Source organism: Actinoplanes sp. NPDC019969 (assembly GCF_055562375.1).
In genome coordinates, this window is the sequence record NZ_JBVHFK010000001.1 from 326435 (window position 1) to 341471 (window position 15037).

At 72.3% G+C, this 15037-nt stretch carries 14 protein-coding genes and 1 pseudogene; 8 read left to right on the forward strand and 7 right to left on the reverse strand.

Going from position 1 to position 15037, the window contains the following annotated elements; translation table 11 throughout:
* Positions 1 to 2 precede the first annotated feature (2 nt).
* The 5 genes from rsgA to ACZ3II_RS01495 all read left to right on the forward strand — a co-directional run bounded on the left by rsgA (position 3) and on the right by ACZ3II_RS01495 (position 4249).
* Positions 3 to 1073, forward strand: coding sequence for a ribosome small subunit-dependent GTPase A (rsgA, locus tag ACZ3II_RS01475; RefSeq protein WP_465516577.1), 1071 nt, complete (start codon positions 3 to 5; stop codon positions 1071 to 1073).
* Positions 1074 to 1162: 89 nt separating this feature from the next.
* Positions 1163 to 1963, forward strand: coding sequence for a histidinol-phosphatase (gene hisN / locus ACZ3II_RS01480; protein ID WP_465515657.1), 801 nt, complete (start codon positions 1163 to 1165; stop codon positions 1961 to 1963).
* Positions 1964 to 2069: 106 nt separating this feature from the next.
* Complete coding sequence (locus ACZ3II_RS01485; protein ID WP_465515658.1) at positions 2070 to 2837, forward strand: ATP-binding protein; 768 nt, start codon at positions 2070 to 2072, stop codon at positions 2835 to 2837.
* A gap of 10 nt (positions 2838 to 2847) precedes the next feature.
* Entirely contained in the window at positions 2848 to 3402 is a 555-nt protein-coding gene (locus ACZ3II_RS01490; protein WP_465515659.1) for a DUF5709 domain-containing protein, read from the forward strand.
* A 97-nt stretch (positions 3403 to 3499) separates the two neighbouring features.
* Positions 3500 to 4249 carry a carbohydrate-binding protein gene (locus ACZ3II_RS01495; protein WP_465515660.1) on the forward strand — a complete coding sequence of 250 codons (750 nt, stop codon included), beginning with the start codon at positions 3500 to 3502 and terminating at the stop codon, positions 4247 to 4249.
* A gap of 70 nt (positions 4250 to 4319) precedes the next feature.
* Here the strand turns inward: ACZ3II_RS01495 and ACZ3II_RS01500 are convergent, their stop codons facing one another.
* A complete protein-coding gene (locus tag ACZ3II_RS01500) occupies positions 4320 to 5555 on the reverse strand; it encodes a chitosanase (protein WP_465515661.1) in 1236 nt (411 codons plus the stop codon).
* A gap of 24 nt (positions 5556 to 5579) precedes the next feature.
* A complete protein-coding gene (locus tag ACZ3II_RS01505) occupies positions 5580 to 5816 on the reverse strand; it encodes a hypothetical protein (protein ID WP_465515662.1) in 237 nt (78 codons plus the stop codon).
* Positions 5817 to 5880: 64 nt separating this feature from the next.
* Here ACZ3II_RS01505 and malQ point away from each other — a divergent pair, with 64 nt between their 5' ends.
* The gene (gene malQ, locus ACZ3II_RS01510; RefSeq protein WP_465515663.1) at positions 5881 to 7824 is read left to right on the forward strand and encodes a 4-alpha-glucanotransferase; all 1944 of its coding nucleotides are present in this window, start codon (positions 5881 to 5883) and stop codon (positions 7822 to 7824) included.
* Here the strand turns inward: malQ and ACZ3II_RS01515 are convergent.
* The 3 genes from ACZ3II_RS01515 to ACZ3II_RS01525 are packed head-to-tail and all read right to left on the reverse strand — an operon-like array spanning position 7779 to position 10978.
* Complete coding sequence (locus ACZ3II_RS01515; RefSeq protein WP_465515664.1) at positions 7779 to 8117, reverse strand: hypothetical protein; 339 nt, start codon at positions 8115 to 8117, stop codon at positions 7779 to 7781. The two genes, malQ and ACZ3II_RS01515, sit on opposite strands and share 46 nt — an antisense overlap.
* Positions 8118 to 8168: 51 nt before the next feature.
* On the reverse strand, positions 8169 to 9389 hold the full coding sequence (locus ACZ3II_RS01520) for a DUF1501 domain-containing protein (protein ID WP_465515665.1): 1221 nt from the start codon (positions 9387 to 9389) through the stop codon (positions 8169 to 8171).
* Positions 9390 to 9427: 38 nt separating this feature from the next.
* Positions 9428 to 10978 carry a DUF1800 domain-containing protein gene (locus ACZ3II_RS01525; protein WP_465515666.1) on the reverse strand — a complete coding sequence of 517 codons (1551 nt, stop codon included), beginning with the start codon at positions 10976 to 10978 and terminating at the stop codon, positions 9428 to 9430.
* An 83-nt stretch (positions 10979 to 11061) separates the two neighbouring features.
* Here ACZ3II_RS01525 and ACZ3II_RS01530 point away from each other — a divergent pair, with 83 nt between their 5' ends.
* Positions 11062 to 11913 carry a spermidine synthase gene (locus tag ACZ3II_RS01530; RefSeq protein ID WP_465515667.1) on the forward strand — a complete coding sequence of 284 codons (852 nt, stop codon included), beginning with the start codon at positions 11062 to 11064 and terminating at the stop codon, positions 11911 to 11913.
* A gap of 159 nt (positions 11914 to 12072) precedes the next feature.
* Complete coding sequence (locus ACZ3II_RS01535) at positions 12073 to 12915, forward strand: translation initiation factor 2 (protein ID WP_465515668.1); 843 nt, start codon at positions 12073 to 12075, stop codon at positions 12913 to 12915.
* A 252-nt stretch (positions 12916 to 13167) separates the two neighbouring features.
* Here ACZ3II_RS01535 and ACZ3II_RS01540 read toward each other — a convergent pair.
* A pseudogene (locus tag ACZ3II_RS01540) lies at positions 13168 to 14154 on the reverse strand (TerC family protein); the annotation flags it as partial.
* 9 nt (positions 14155 to 14163) lie between these two features.
* Positions 14164 to 14865, reverse strand: a complete 702-nt coding sequence (locus ACZ3II_RS01545) for a pentapeptide repeat-containing protein (RefSeq protein ID WP_465515669.1) — start codon at positions 14863 to 14865, stop codon at positions 14164 to 14166.
* Positions 14866 to 15037 lie beyond the last annotated feature (172 nt).

Here is a 15037-nt window from a genome sequence, read left to right on the forward strand (position 1 = left end):
ATCTGCCAGCGCGTAAGCGGGAGTACGACGAGGACGACGTCCGGATCCGGCCGGGCAGATCGTCCCGGCCGCGTACCCGGACCCGCCCGAAACACGACGATGCCGTCGACGCCCTGGTCATCACCGTGGACCGGGGGCGGTACGGCTGTGTCCGCGAGGACGGCACCGGCGATGACGTGATCACCGCGATGCGGGCCCGGGAGCTGGGCCGCAAGTCGGTGGTGGTGGGTGACCGGGTGGCGCTGGTCGGTGACGTGTCCGGGGATCCGGGGGCGCTCGCCCGGATCGTCCGGATCAGTGAGCGCACGTCGGTGCTGCGCCGGACCGCTGACGACGACGACACCACGCCGGAGGGCCGGCTGGAGCGCGTGGTGGTGGCGAACGCGGACCAGCTGGTGATCGTGAGCGCGCTGTCGGATCCGCCGCCGCGTACCGGTTTCATCGACCGGTGCCTGGTGGCGGCGTACGACGCGGACGTGGAGCCGCTGCTCTGCCTGACGAAGGCGGATCTGGCCGGCCCGGAGCAGGTGCTGGGTTACTACGCCGAGCTGGATCTGCCGCACGTGCTGGTCCGCCCGGGCAGCGATCTGGAGGAGTTGCGCGCCCGCCTGGCGGGCCGCATCTCGGTGCTGGTGGGCCATTCCGGGGTGGGCAAGTCGACGCTGGTGAACCGTCTGGTGCCGGACGCGCTGCGGGCGGTCGGCGTGGTCAGCGCGATCGGCAAGGGCCGGCACACGTCGACCAGCGCGGTGGCGTTGCGGCTGCCTCCGGTCGGCAGGTCCCGGAAGGACCCGGGCTGGATCATCGACACCCCGGGGATCCGGAGTTTCGGGCTGGCGCACGTGAGCGCGGAGAGCCTGCTGCACGGGTTCCCGGACCTGGTCGAGGGCACCTTGGAGGATCAGCCGAACTGCGGGCACACCGCCGCGGACGTGGGCTGCGCCTTGGACGGGTGGGTGGCCGACGGGAAGGCTGACGGGCGCCGTCTGGCCTCGTACCGCCGCCTCCTGGCCTCTCGCGCGGGCGAGGGTGACGCGCGGGACCAGCCGGCGGAGGACGCACCCGGCGCCTGACGGCGAAGCCGGGTCTCGAAGAGATCAACTTCCGGGACGGACCGGGACTCGGCAGGACCGGAGCCGGGTTCATGGGCTAACTTTCCGGCATGGCCGGATATGCCGACGATCTCGCGCTTGCCCACATCCTCGCCGACTCGGCCGACGCCATCTCGATGGCGCGGTTCCGGGCGCTGGACCTGAAGGTCGAGTCGAAGCCCGATCTGACGCCGGTGTCCGACGCGGACACCGCGGTGGAGAAGGCGATCCGCGCCACGCTGGCCCGGGCCCGGCCGCGGGACGGGGTGCTCGGTGAGGAGTTCGGCCGGACCACCGCGAACGCCGGCCCCGGCAACCGGTACTGGGTGATCGACCCGATCGACGGCACCAAGAACTTCGTCCGCGGCGTGCCGATCTGGGCCACCCTGATCGCGCTGATGGAGGGTGACACCCCGGTGGCCGGCCTGGTCTCCGCGCCGGCGCTGGGCCGCCGCTGGTGGGCCGGGCGCGGGCTGGGCGCCTTCGCCGGGCGGAACCAGCACTCCGCGTCCCGGATCAGCGTGTCGTCGGTGCGCAAGCTGACCGATGCGAGCTTCTGTTACGCGAGCCTGACCGGCTGGGCCGAGAACGGCAGGCTGGAGCAGATGATGGACATCCTGCTCGGGGTGTGGCGCAGCCGGGCGTACGGCGACTTCTACGGTTACATGCTGCTCGCCGAGGGCGCCCTGGACGCGATGGCCGAGCCGGAGCTGTCGCTGTGGGACATGGCGGCGCTGATCCCGATCGTGACCGAGGCCGGCGGCAAGATCACCGACCTGGACGGCAGGCCGACCGCCGACAAGAGTTCGGTCGTCGGCACCAACGGGCTGCTGCACGAGAGTGTGCTGACCGCGCTGGCCCGCCGCTCCTGAGTTCACCCCGCCTCGGGGTATGACTGCCCCCGAGCGGGGTACCCCACCTTTCACCTGGCGCTCTCGAAATGCGCGCGGGACACGCGTCATTCACAATGGAGCGATCATGCCGAGCGAGGTTCGTCACTGGGTTGACCGCGGCCAGAGCTATCCGCTGGTCCGGCTGGCCGGGGTGCTCGACGAGCAGACCGCGGCGCCGGTGCGCTCGGCCCTGCTCGCCGAGCTGGCGGACCAGCCGGAGGCCGTGCTGGTCGACGTCGCCGGGCTGCGGGTGAGCCATGCGGACGCGGTCGCGGTGCTGCGGGAGGTCCTCGACGAGACGCGGGACTGGCCGGGCAGCCATCTCGCGCTCTGCGGCGCGGCGGACGCGGCGGTGTGGCGGCCGAGCGGCTGGCCGGTGTGGCCGGATGCGGCGGGCGCGTTCGCGGCGCTCGGTGACCCGGACCCGGAGCGGCGGCTGAGCCTGGACCTGGATCCGGCGGTCGGCGCGGCCCGGCGTTCCCGCGAGATGATCACCGAGGCGTGCGCGCGGTGGGAGCAGCCCGCGCTGGCCGGCAATGCCTGCATCGTGGCCACCGAGATGGTCAACAACGTGGTGGCGCACGCCCGGACCCGGATGCGGGTCCTGCTGGCCCTGCACGGGGAGACGATGAGCATCGGGGTGCGCGACTGGTCGGCCGTGGCGCCGAGGTTCAGCGGCCCGGTCGCTCCCACCTCGTACGGCGGCCGTGGTCTGCTCCTGATCGACTCGGTGTCGTCCCTGTGGGGGCATCTGGTGCTCGACGACGGCAAGGTGGTCTGGGCCTGCCTGGAGGCCGACCATGATCTGTCCCGCAGCCGTCCCGCAGGCATGACCGACCCGGTGCGTGGGTAGTCAACGGCACATGCGAGACAACGACTACCCGGCCGAGGTCACCGATCCGGAGGCGTCCGGTCTGCCGGACACCGCCGACGACGACTCCTCGGCGTACGACGAGGTGAACAGCCCCCGGTGGAGCGACGGGCCGGACCCGGCCGCCCTCGCCGGAACGGGCCCGGGCGGGTCGAACCGGTTCGGTGACACCGCCGAGGAGCAGCGGCAGGGCGAGGGCCTGGAGCGCCGGCTGCGCCAGGAGGAGCCGGACTTCGGGGCCGAGTCCCGGAGCGAGGCGCGGGAGCCGTACGACGAAACGGTGGACAGCTCCGAGCAGCGTGAGTTCGACCGGGACGTGTGGGAGCCGGGCCCCAGTTCGGACCCGAACTCGCAGGTCTCGCTCTACGACGACGGCCAGCTCGACGAGGACTCGCCGCGCCCGGTGGGCCGGCTGGTCGCGCCGGACGAGGGCTCGGGCTGGGACGAGGAGGAGGACAGCGTCGCCTACGACGCGGGCGCGGCCGGTGGCGGCGCCAGCGCGGAGGAGCTGGCGATGCACGAGACCCGGGCCCCGGATTACCGCTGATCGCCCGTCCGGGCGGTGAATTTTTCGCGCTGCTCTTGCCGGTAGCGCTCCCAGTTCCGCACAGTGCTTCCTTGATCTTTCACGTGGGGGGCATGCGATGAACCGGGGGCGCCTGGCGCGGGCGCTGATGGCGGCTGTGGTGATCCTGTCCGGCGCGGCGGTGCTGAGCGGCCGCGCGGACACCGCCGTGGCCGCGGCGCCGACGACGACGGTGCGCCGGGTGGTCCTCGACGAGGACTTCGCCGGCGACCGTGGCGGTGAGCCCGATCCCGCCGTGTGGATCTTCGAGGGTGGGCGGCACGATCTGGCCCGGCTCGACGGTGACGGCCGGATCCTGCTGACGGCGGCGCTGCGCACCGCGAAGACCTTCCCGGCGGGGTACGGCCACGCCGAGGCCCGGATCCGCGGGTTCCGGGCCGACGGCGCCTGGCGGGCGCTGGGCGTGCTCGGCGCGGACGGGCGGGTGCCTGCCGGCCGGCTGGAGGTCCTCGACACGGACCGGGTCGGCTGGGAGGACTTCCACACGTACGCGATCGACTGGACCCCCACCACGCTGACCTGGTCGCTGGACGGCCGCAAGGTGCTCCGCCTGACCCCGTCGGAGAAGGGCCGGCCGCTGGCCTTCGTGCTGAACCTGGCCGGCGGCGGTTACGGCCCGAGCCTCATGCAGGTGGACGGGGTGCGGATCACCGTCCGGGTGTCCGCGCCGACCTGGAAGACGTACTCCACCTACCGGGCGGGGCAGCTCGTCGGGTACCGGGGCGTGATCTACCGGGTCCGCGAGCCGCACACCGCGCTTCCCGGGTGGCAGCCCACCCTCGTACCCGCGCTGTTCCTCAAGGTCTGAAAGTCTTCTCCGGCTGGTTCTCAGGGTTGTCTCGGGCGCGCCGAGACAACCCTGAGAACCAGCCGGGGGTCTAACCGATGGTGTAGCGGTCGCCGTAGACGTGCCAGGTCAGCGGGGTGGCCAGGTCCAGGTTGCCGGTCTTGAGGAAGAAGCGCTGCGCCGTCTCCACCCGGCTGGTGTCGTCGTGGGCCGCCTCGGTACGCATCTCCGCCGACCGCGCGCTCAGGAACGCCGTCAGGTAACCGATCTCGTCGCCGCCCTGCACCGGCGTCCGCTGCCCGGCCACCACCCGTTCCCGGATCTTCCGCAGCCCGGCGAGCCCGTGCATGACGGCCGCGTCGTAGTACGCGAACTGCCCCAGCGCCCGGAGCCCGTCCGCTTCGGCCAGGCGTACCGCCGGGGTGAAGTAGAGCCGGTCCCGGGCCTCCTCCTGCACCTGCCGGAACACCGGGTCCGCGGCGGCGGCCCGCCACGCCCGCGGGAAACCCGGGTCGAGGCCGTCGTGGGAGTCGCTGCCGTCCACGGCACGCAGCGCGGGCAGGTAACCGCCCAGGGCGGCGCCGGGCCGGCGGCGGGTGTACTCGGTGACCACGGCGAGCATGTCGGACGTGCCGGAGCAGAAGCCGACGATGCCGCCGGTGTAGCCCCGGCCGTCGCCGATGTCCTCGATGTAGCCGTACTCCGCGCGCCAGTCCAGGGTCGAGTTCTCCGCGCTGGAGACCAGCTGGAACGCGGTCTCCTTCTTGCTCGGCTCGGTCAGCGCGGCGGCGGCCTGCGGCACGTCGGCGGTGGCGGTGGTGGCCGACTCTGTCGCGGGGGCGGCGCGGCCGGGACCGTACGCCCGCACGTCCCAGAGTGAGTAGCCCTCCGGCGTGCCCCGGCGGGTCGCGAGGACGCGCAGGTAGCGGCCGGTGCCGGAGAGCCCGCGGACGTCGTCGGTGCCGCCGTCGCCGGAGCCGGTGCGGTAGAGGTCCCGCCACACCGAACCGTCCCCGGAGACCTGGATCCGGTACGCCCGCGCGTACGCCCGGGCCCAGTGCAACCGCACCCGGTGGACGTCCTGGGCCGTACCGAGATCGATCCGCACCCACTGGGTCCCGGGCCCGGCGGCCCCGCTGGACCACCGGGTGTCCGCGGCCGTGTCGGTCACGCCGGAGGCGGACCAGGCCACGCTCTCGGTGGCCGAGGCGAGCACCGGCCGCCCGCGGGTGAGGAGCACGTCGTTGGAGGCGCTGGCGGCCACCGAGATCGCGAGGGGCACGCAGAGGATCGCCGCGATGCCGCCGCCGAGGAGCACAGACCGCATGCTCCCAAACTAGGCGGAAGGGGGTCAGCGACGCTTGCGCCTGCGGGAAATCAACACGATCGCGACCACGATCCCGCCGACCACCACGAGACAGCAGATCAGTCCGAAGACCCCGAACCCGCCGCTCCGGCGGGCCTTGCGGACGGCCTCCACCGCATCGTTCTCGGCCGCCCAGGCTTGAACCGGCATCAGGAAGGTAATCATCACGCCGGCGAAGGCGGCGGCGAACCAGAGTTGCAGTTTTCGAGCCATGTCACCCATGTGCCCCATGCTGACCGATGTAAGCAATGGGTAAGTGATCGTGTACCAACGGGAAGGGGTTGGAATGGACGCCGATCTGGTGGCCCTGGCCGAGGCGCACGGGGTGGCCACCCATTACGAGAACTGGCAACGCCAGGAGACCGAGGTCGCCGCGGAGTCGGTGATCGGCGTGCTCGGCATGCTGGGCGTCGACGCGGGCACCCCGGCCGCGGTCCGGGAGTCGCTCGCCGCGGCCCGCCGCCGCGACTCCGGCGACCGGCTGCCCGGGACGATCGTGCTGCGCGCCGGGTCCGGCCGGGAGCTTCCCGCGCCGGCCGAGCTGACGCTCGAGGACGGCACGGCCCGGCGGGTGGACCGGCTGCCGGCCGATCTGCCGCTCGGCTGGCACCAGCTGCGCTGCCGCGACCAGGAGGTCACGCTGGTGGTGGTGCCGGTCGAGTTGCCCGAGCCGCCGGACACCTGGGGCTGGATGGTGCAGCTCTACACGCTGCACTCGGCCGGGTCGTGGGGGCTGGGCGACCTCGGTGACCTGCGGGACTTCGTGGCCGGGTCGGCGGGCGCCGGGATGGTCGTGCTGAACCCGCTGCACGCGATCACACCGGTGCGCCCGGTGCCGGCGTCACCGTACTCGCCGTCCAGCCGCCGGTTCGCGAACCTGCTCTATCTGCGGGTGTCCGATCTTCCGATCCCGCCGGAGCTGCGGGAACAGGTGGAGGCGCTGCGGCCGGGACTCGCTGAGAACGGGCTCATCGACTACGAGGCGGTCTTCGCCGCCAAGATGGCCGCGCTGGAGCTGCTCTGGCCGCACGCCGAGCCGGTCGACCTGGACCGTGACCCGGGGCTGACCGACTTCGCCCGGTACTGCGTGCTCGCCGAGCAGCACGGCCCGGACTGGCGGACCTGGCCCGCCGAGGTGCGCCGCCCCGACGCGCCGGCGGTCCGCGAGCTGCGCGGCGACCGGGTGGCCTTCCACGTCTGGATCCAGAACCTGCTGGAGGAGCAGTTCGACGCGGCCGGCGAGGCGGCCCGGGACATGCCGGTCGGCATCGTGCACGACCTGGCGGTGGCGGTCGAGCCGGGCGGGGCGGACGGCTGGCTGCTGCAGGACGTGCTGGCGATGGAGGCCCGGACCGGGGCGCCACCGGACGCGTTCAACCAGCTCGGCCAGGAGTGGGGCGGGGTGGCATGGCGGCCGGACCGGCTGATCGAGACCGGGTACGCGGCCTACCGTGACATGCTCCGGCGGATCTTCCGGCACGCCCGCGGCCTGCGGGTGGACCACGTCGCCGGGCTGTGGCGGCTGTGGTGGGTGCCGGCCGGGCTCGGTCCGGCGAACGGCACGTACGTGCACTACGACCCGGAGGCCATGCTCGGGATCCTGGCGCTGGAGGCATACCGGGCCGGGGCCGTGGTGATCGGCGAGGACCTGGGAACCGTCATGCCGGTGGTGACCGAGGGCCTGCAGCGGACCAACATGCTGGGTTCGGCGGTGCTCTGGTTCACCAGGGACGACGACGGCGGCTACCGTCCCGCGGCGAAGTATCCGCGGAACGCGCTGGCCAGCGTCTCCACCCACGACCTGCCGACCGCGGCCGGGTTCCTGGCCGGCGAGCAGGTCGAGGTGCGCGCGAGACTCGGCCAGCTGGCCGGGCCGGTCGAGCAGGAGCGGGCGAACTGGGCGAAGGACCGGGACCTGCTGCTGGACCGGCTGCGCGCCGAAGGCCTGCTGACCGGCGACGACGACGATCCGGTGGTGGCGATGCACGAGTTCCTGGCCCGGACCCCGTGCCGGCTGGTCGCCGCGTCGCTGCACGACGTCCTGCTGGAACGCCGTCAGCCGAACCTGCCGGGCACCTTCGACGAGTACCCGAACTGGCGGATCCCGCTCGGCCCGGACCTCGCCGAGGTGCTGGCCGACCCGCTGTTCCGCAAGGTCGCCGGGATCCTGTCGGGCCGCCGGGCTCAGATCGCCAGCGGCTCCGGCGGCGGGTCGTCGTCGAGCGCGTAGAGCATCGGGTGCAACGGCAGGAAGGTGTGCGGCTCCCGGCAGCGCACCGGGGGCAGCAGTGACGACCGGTGGTCCGGGTGCTCGTGGCAGTGCCGCAGCGCCCGGGTCACCGCGTCCTCGTGGTGCCGCCCGCCGCCGTACTCACCGCAGCCGCCGCAGTCCCACCGCCAGAACGGGGCGCCCTCGTCGGAGGTGTGCCGCCGGATCCGCAGCGGCGGCCCGGCCGGGGTGAGGACCGGCGCGGGCGGCCGCCGCTGAGCGCCGATGAGCTCGGCAAGCAGGTTGCTCGACATGGTTCAAGTTGTATCGCCCATCCTCGTCCAGGATGAGCGTTTCGGCCGATTTCAGCGTGGGGTGACGATCCCCAGGTTCGCCGCGCCGACGCCCGGGAAGACACCGGCCAGATCGGCGACCCCGCACCGGGCGCGCAGGATCTCCCCGATCACGGCCCGGTAGTCGGTGGTCACCGCCAGGTCGCCGTCGCGCAACTGCTCCGTGGTCAGGCCGGGCCATTGCCCGTACACCTTGCCGCCCTTGACGTTGCCGCCCAGGACGAACATCGCGTTGCCGTAGCCGTGGTCCAGCCCGCCCGACCCGTTCTGCGCCACCCGGCGGCCGAACTCGCTGACGGTGACCAGGGTGACCCGCCGCAGGCCGTCCGGCCCCAGGTCGGCGGCGAACGCGGCCAGGGCCGTGGCGAGCGCCTTGAGCTGGTCGTACATCCGCCGGCCGGAGGTCGCCGGGCCGACGTTCTCGTGCATGTCCCAGTCGCCGGAGTCCACCGTCGCGCTCATCAGCCCGGATCCCGACTTGATCAGCCGGGCCAGGTCGCGCAGGGCCGCGCCCAGGTCGGTGGCCGGGTAGGCCGCCCCGTTGGCCGGCTGGTACCCCGCCGTCCGCAGCCGCTCCGCCTGCGCGAGCGTGCCGAGCATCCGGTCCGCCGTGGTCCGCAGCACCGCCGGCGCCCCGTCGTAGAGCTTCGCCATCGTCGCCGCGATCGGCCGCCCGGCCTGGTCGCCGGTGAGCGTCATCTTGTCGATCGAACGCACGCCCAGGTGCGGCGCCGGGCCGGCGAGCGCCCGTACCGGCATCGCGGTGCCCATCGCGACCGCCTGGAACGGGTCGGACGCGCCGAGCGTGCCGAGCATCCGGTTCAGCCAGCCGGTCCGGATCGACGTGCCGGGAGCGGCCCGTTCCAGGTCCTCCATGGCCGAGAAGTGCGACCGGTTCGGCGCCGGCTGGCCCACCGCGTGCACCGCGGCGAGCTGCCCGCCGGTCCAATACGGCAGCAGCGGCGCCAGCGCCGGGTGCAGACCGAAGAAGGATCCACCCCCGATCAACTGCGCTCTGGGTACGGCGATCGAGGGCCGCGCCGTGTAATAGGCCGGATCGCCCGCCGGCACCACGGCGGACAGGCCGTCGAACCCACCGCGCAGCGACAGCAGCACCAGCACGTCACCGGCGTAGCCCGGCTCGGCCGCGTACGCCACGCTGGTGTCCAGGCCCACCGTGGCCAGCCCGGCGAACGCGCCCGCCGCGAGCAGACCCCGCCGGGACAGTCCCACCCGCTGGTTCTCGTCACACCCACAAACAGGAGTCATCGTCACCTCACGGCAAAGGACGGGGCGTTCAGCAACATCCCCATCAGGTACGGATACATCCAGCCGGCCGCCGGATCGTTCGACTTCAGTGGCGACGCCGGGGTCTTGCCGAAGAATTCGGCAAGGGCGGCGGTCTGCTTCGCGGCAGGCGCGACGCCGAGCAGGCGTGTGGCGGTTCTCTCGATGAGCAGGCCGTACGTCGCCGGCAGCGCCCCCACCGTGCCGGTGAGCAGGTTCGCCGGCTTGACCAGCGTGTCCGGCCACCATCCGGCCGCGATCGACAGGTGGAAGTTCCACCGGACCAGCAGCCCGGACGGCGAGTCCCAGGCCTCGGCGACGTCCGGATACCCGTTCGGCGGGCCCCAGTTCAGCGGCGCGTGCCCGGCGTCCCGGGCCATCCAGTAGAGGCTCTCCAGGAACTTGACGCCGCTGGTGGCCGGCCCGTACCCGAGGGTGCGTACGGTCGCCGCCAGGTCCTCCATCGGCGTCCGGGTCTTGGCGCCCACGGCGGCCGCGAACTCGGCCGACGTGAACAGCGCCCGCAGCACCGGCGCGATCGCCGACCCGTTGTCCAGGTACACCTTGATCAGAGTGGTGATCAGCGTGGCCGGCGGGTTGTCGGCGACGAACCGCACGCACAGCTTGGTGACGATCCGGCGGGCCGTCGCCTGATGCAGCGCCAGGTAGTCGAGCAGCGCGAGGGCCGCCGCCTCCCCGCCGGACGTCGTCGCGTTGGCGTGCTGGAAGGCCAGCACCCGGACCGCGCCGACGGCGTGCGCCGCCGCGTCGTACTTGTATCGCCCCGTGGCGTTGTCCACGGTCAGCCCGGTCAGCAGCCGGGCCGCGTTCTTGACGTCCGCCTCGGCGTACGCCAGCCCCACGGTGTGCAGCTCGAGCAGCTCCCGCCCGTAGTTCTCGTTCGGCGCCGCCTTCGTCGAGTACCGGTTGTCCAGGTAGGTCAGCATCGCCGGGTGTCGAGCCGCGTCCCGCAGCATGTCGGAGAACTTCCCGAGCGCGTGCCGGCGGATCACCGTGGTGTCGTAGTCGGCCCGGCTGTCCCAGACGTCCCCGTGCGGGCACGTCACGTTCAGGTGGTTGCTCCAGAAGTCGGCCATCATCTCGAACAGCTGCCGCTCGCTCCAGATCGACCGGGCGACGGCCGCCCAGGACAGCTGCCACATCGGCTCCCAGCTGTACTGCTTCAGGGTCCCGGCGGACACCCGGCCGCGGATCTCGGCGATCGACAGCCGGCTCAGCGGCAGCCGGGCGACCAGGCCGCCGGCCACCGGGTCGGCGATCGTGGCGGGGGCGAGCTGCCGGTCCAGCCACGCCGTGGCGCCCAGCTTGCGGATCTCCGCGATCGACGCGGGGCTCGGCCCGAAGGTGGCCCGGCGCAGCAGGTGCAGCAGCGGGTCGGACGGCAACAGGGCGGCGGCCGGGTCGGCCCCGGCAGCGGCGGCGGGCGTACCGGTGGTCAGGGTGGCGGCGGCGCCCGCCGCGGCGATCCCGCCCACGACGCTGCGCCGCGTCATCGTCTGCTCTAGTGCGCTCACGGGGGCGAACGTCGGAAGTTTCCGCCGTCACTTGCGGATTCCCCGCGCCGCGCTACCGATCCGCAACCGGCGATACTTTCCGGATGGCACAGCGGAGGGCGTCCCGGAAGCGGGTGGAGACGGTCGCGTCCGGCACGGCCGAGCTGGTCCCGGACCCGGACCGGGACACCGCGTGGACGCTGCTGCTGGACGGCGCCCCGCAGTCGCACGTGGATCTGGCCGACCCCACCCACCTGGAATTCGAGTACGTACGGCGGATGGCCGCCGCGATCGACCTGGCGGCGCCGGCCGGCCGGCCGCTACGCGTGCTGCATCTCGGCGGCGGCGCGCTGACGCTCCCGCGGTACGTCGCGGTCACCCGGCCCGGCTCGGCGCAGCGGGTGATCGAGATCGACGGGCCGCTGGTGGAACTGGTCCGCCGCGAGCTTCCGTTCCCTGCCGGAGCCAACATCCGGGTACGGGTCGCCGACGCCCGCGCCGCCGTCGAGGGCATGCGCGACGCCGGGTACGACGTGGTGGTCCTGGACGTGTTCGCCGGCGCCCGCACCCCCGCCCACCTGGCCTCCGCCGAGTTCGCCGGCCAGCTGGCCCGGGTGCTCGACCCGGCCGGCCGGCTGATCGCCAACGTGGCCGACGGCCCCCCGTTGCGGTACGCCCGCGCGCAGGTCGCCACCATCCGGGCCGCGCTGCCGCAAGCGTGCCTGGTCGCCGACGCGGGCGTGCTGCGCGGGCGGCGTTTCGGCAATCTCGTCGTGGTGGCCGGGCAGACCCCACCACCGATCGCCGAACTCACCCGCCGGGCCGCCGGCGACTGGTTCCCCGGCCGGGTGGAGACGGACCTGGACCGATTCACCGGCGGTGCGGCTCCCGTTCCGGACGCTGCAGCGGTACCCTCTCCCCTGCCACCCGAAAGCCTGTTCGGTAACCGAAAGTAGCCACTGAATCGGCCGTAGGTGCATCACTGATCACCGTCCTGTGTCGATTTTCCAGGTTCGGGTGTGATCCACGCCCGGTGACTGGCGACGCCGCCGGTGACCGGTTGTAATCGTTGCGGCCGCACTTTTCCGAACGCGGCGAGCACGGGGAAGGCAACCATGTTCCACCAGCACTTCCTGTCCCTCGCGGGCACGGACCTCGGACCGCTGGACAGCGGTGAGCGGGTGCTGTGGCGCGGCCGCTGCGCTGTCGCCGAGTACGCGTTCGACGAGGCCTCCTCGCTGCCCCGGTGGACCCTGCCGGAGGAGACCGACGTCCTGGTCACCGATCGCCGGGTGCGCTACGTGCACCACGCCGAGGAGACGCAGCGTAGCGGCGAGTTGTTCTGGCTCTGGCCGCAGCACCTGCGGGTCCAGCCGGGCAACCGGGAGACCGGCCGCAACGCCACGGTCACCCAGATCCAGCTGGTGTGCACCGGGCCGGACGGCGCCTTCCCGGCGCTGGTCTTCGCCGGCGGCGACCTGACCAGGATCGGTGACGCCGACCATCTGGCCAACACGCTGCGGCAGGCGATCGCCCGGTTCCGGGTGGAGAACGCGGACCTGATCGGGGTGCCCGCCCCACAGGCGCGGATGCTGTCCCGGCTGGTGATCGGCCCGGAGTTCAGCAACTACCAGGGTGGCGAGGGGCAGACCGTGACGCTGCTCGGCGCGGTCCCGGTGCCCGCCCCGTTCGACGAGGACCCCGCCCCGGCTCCGGTCCACGCCGAGCCGGCCGCCTACGCCGAGGCTCCCGTCTCCGGTCCGCGCGCCTACACCGACCGCCCCGGCGTCGAGGCCGACGCGATGCGTGCCGAGGAGGCCCTGCGCGCCGAGCAGGACTCCGAGCCGGATCTCGCGTCCCGGGCCGCGACATTGGCCGCCCGGGTGGCGAGCCTGGTCTCGGAGACCCCGGACAGCCAGGGCTCGAACCTCTCCGCGTACCTCAACCAGCACCGCTGACGGTCAGCCCCCGGCGGCTCAGGTCCGGGCGGCTCAGGTCCGGGCGGCGAAGCAGCTTCCGGCGGCGACCCGTTCGTCGTGCACCCGGTGCGCCCGCTCCAGCAGCGCCATCAGCTCCGACTCCGCGCGTACCCGGGCCCGGTACTTCTCCGGCAGCCGTTTGAGGTTCTCCTCCTCGACGAGGAGCTTGTGGTAGATCTCGTCGCAGTAGGCCGGATCGGTCTCGACGTCGAGGAACTCGGTGGCGTGCCGCCGGGCCGCCGCCTGCGCCGTCCTGGCCCGGCCTTTGGGGCTGAGCAGCGAGGCGATCACGGTGATCACCAGCACGCCGATGATGATGGCCAGCGACAGCACGGTCGGGATCTCGGCCACGTCGACCGGCTCGCCGCCGTTGATGAACGGCACGTTGTTCTCGTGCAGGGCGTGCAGGACCAGTTTCACGCCGATCAGGGCGAGGATCGCGGCCAGCCCGTAGGAGAGGAAGACCAGCCGGTCCAGCAGGCCGTCGATCAGGAAGTACAGCTGCCGGAGCCCGAGCAGGGAGAACGCGGTGGCCGTGAAGACCAGGTAGACGTTCTGGGTGAGGCCGAAGATGGCCGGGATCGAGTCCAGCGCGAACAGGATGTCGGTGCCGCCGATCGCCACCATGACCAGCAGCATCGGGGTGAGCACCCGCTTGCCGTCCTGGTAGGTGAACAGCTTGTCCCCGTCGTAGTGGTCCGACGTGCGCAGGAACCGGCGTGCCAGCCGGATCACGAAGTTGTCCGGCTCCTCGTCGCCGTCGTGCTTGCTCCGCAGCAGGTTCCCGGCGGTGACCAGCAGGATCAGGCCGAACAGGTAGAAGATCCAGGCGAACGAGTTGATCAGCGCCGAACCGAGCAGGATGAACCCGGTCCGGGCGAGCAGCGCGACCACGATCCCGAACAGCAGCACCTTCTGCTGGTCGGCGCGGGGCACCTTGAAACTGCCCATCAGCAGCAGGAAGACGAACAGGTTGTCGACCGAGAGCGCCTCCTCGGTGACGTAGCCCGCGAAGTACTCCGCGCCCATCGTCGAGCCGCCGAAGATCCACACGCCGACCCCGAACAGGATCGCGATCGACACGTAGATCGACGTCCACAGTGCCGCCTCACGCAGGCGCGGGATGTGCGCCTTCCGGACGTGGAAGAAGAAGTCGAAAAGCAGAAGGCCGACGATTCCGAGGACGGTCAGCACCCACACCACACCGGACACCTGCATGCGCCCATCTTAGGGGTGATCGGCGTCCGTCACTGCGGCACGCAACTGTGACGAAGTCAGGAACAGCGCCCCGTTTAGATTCGCGCCGCGCAGATCCGTACCCCGCATGTCCGCTCCGGTGAAGTCGGCCCGCCGCAGGTCCGCCTCCCGCAGGTCCGCGCCGATCAGCAGGGCTCCCCGGAAGCTGGCGTTGCGCAGGTCGGCGCCGCGCATCCGGCGGCCGATCAGGTGCGCCCCGCTGTGGTCCGGCCCGCGGCCGCGAGCCATCTCGCTGGCCCGGCGCAGAAGCGGGACGACCTTCATCCGGTACGCCTCCACGTCCAGTTTCCGCAGTTCCCCCGCCGTACGGCCGGCGAGCGCATCGGTCTCGTCCAGCGCGGCCCGCAGTTTCGGGTGCAGCCGCCGGGCCTCGGCGAGTTTCAGCGCCTCGGTCAGATACCACATCAGCTCGTGCAGCAGCCGCACCACCGGGAGGACCGCGAACATGTCCCCGGCCAGCTCCGGCGCCGACCGCCAGTCCCGCCCGCCGAACGTCTCCTGGGTGATCCGCTGACCGGCGCCGAAGCAGTCGAACACCACGCACCCGGGGAAGCCGCGCTGCTCCAGGTGCTCGTGGATGGTGCACCGGAAGTCGTCACCGAGGTTGCGGCAGGGGCGGCCGGCGGGCTTGTCGTGGGCGAAGTCGGACGACTTCGCGAAGGCCGGCGCCACACAGCAGAGCGCAGCGCAACGAGCACAGTCAGCAGCGAGAGTGATCATCGATCCGTTTCCGTCGAACTGGGGTCCTACACCGGATAAGTATCGCCGAAGCGGATGGTGGACCGAAAACGCCCATCGGAACTGTCGACGGCAATCTCCACCACTTAACCGGCACAGTTCACCG

Bases quoted from the DNA above. Each gene is read 5' to 3' on its own strand.
- hisN (WP_465515657.1), top strand. From the start codon at position 1,163: ATGGCCGGATATGCCGACGATCTCGCGCTTGCCCACATCCTCGCCGAC.
- ACZ3II_RS01535 (WP_465515668.1), top strand. From the start codon at position 12,073: ATGTTCCACCAGCACTTCCTGTCCCTCGCGGGCACGGACCTCGGACCG.
- ACZ3II_RS01485 (WP_465515658.1), top strand. From the start codon at position 2,070: ATGCCGAGCGAGGTTCGTCACTGGGTTGACCGCGGCCAGAGCTATCCG.
- ACZ3II_RS01530 (WP_465515667.1), top strand. From the start codon at position 11,062: ATGGCACAGCGGAGGGCGTCCCGGAAGCGGGTGGAGACGGTCGCGTCC.
- ACZ3II_RS01490 (WP_465515659.1), top strand. From the start codon at position 2,848: ATGCGAGACAACGACTACCCGGCCGAGGTCACCGATCCGGAGGCGTCC.
- ACZ3II_RS01515 (WP_465515664.1), bottom strand. From the start codon at position 8,117: ATGTCGAGCAACCTGCTTGCCGAGCTCATCGGCGCTCAGCGGCGGCCG.
- ACZ3II_RS01505 (WP_465515662.1), bottom strand. From the start codon at position 5,816: ATGGGTGACATGGCTCGAAAACTGCAACTCTGGTTCGCCGCCGCCTTC.
- malQ (WP_465515663.1), top strand. From the start codon at position 5,881: ATGGACGCCGATCTGGTGGCCCTGGCCGAGGCGCACGGGGTGGCCACC.
- ACZ3II_RS01495 (WP_465515660.1), top strand. From the start codon at position 3,500: ATGAACCGGGGGCGCCTGGCGCGGGCGCTGATGGCGGCTGTGGTGATC.
- ACZ3II_RS01500 (WP_465515661.1), bottom strand. From the start codon at position 5,555: ATGCGGTCTGTGCTCCTCGGCGGCGGCATCGCGGCGATCCTCTGCGTG.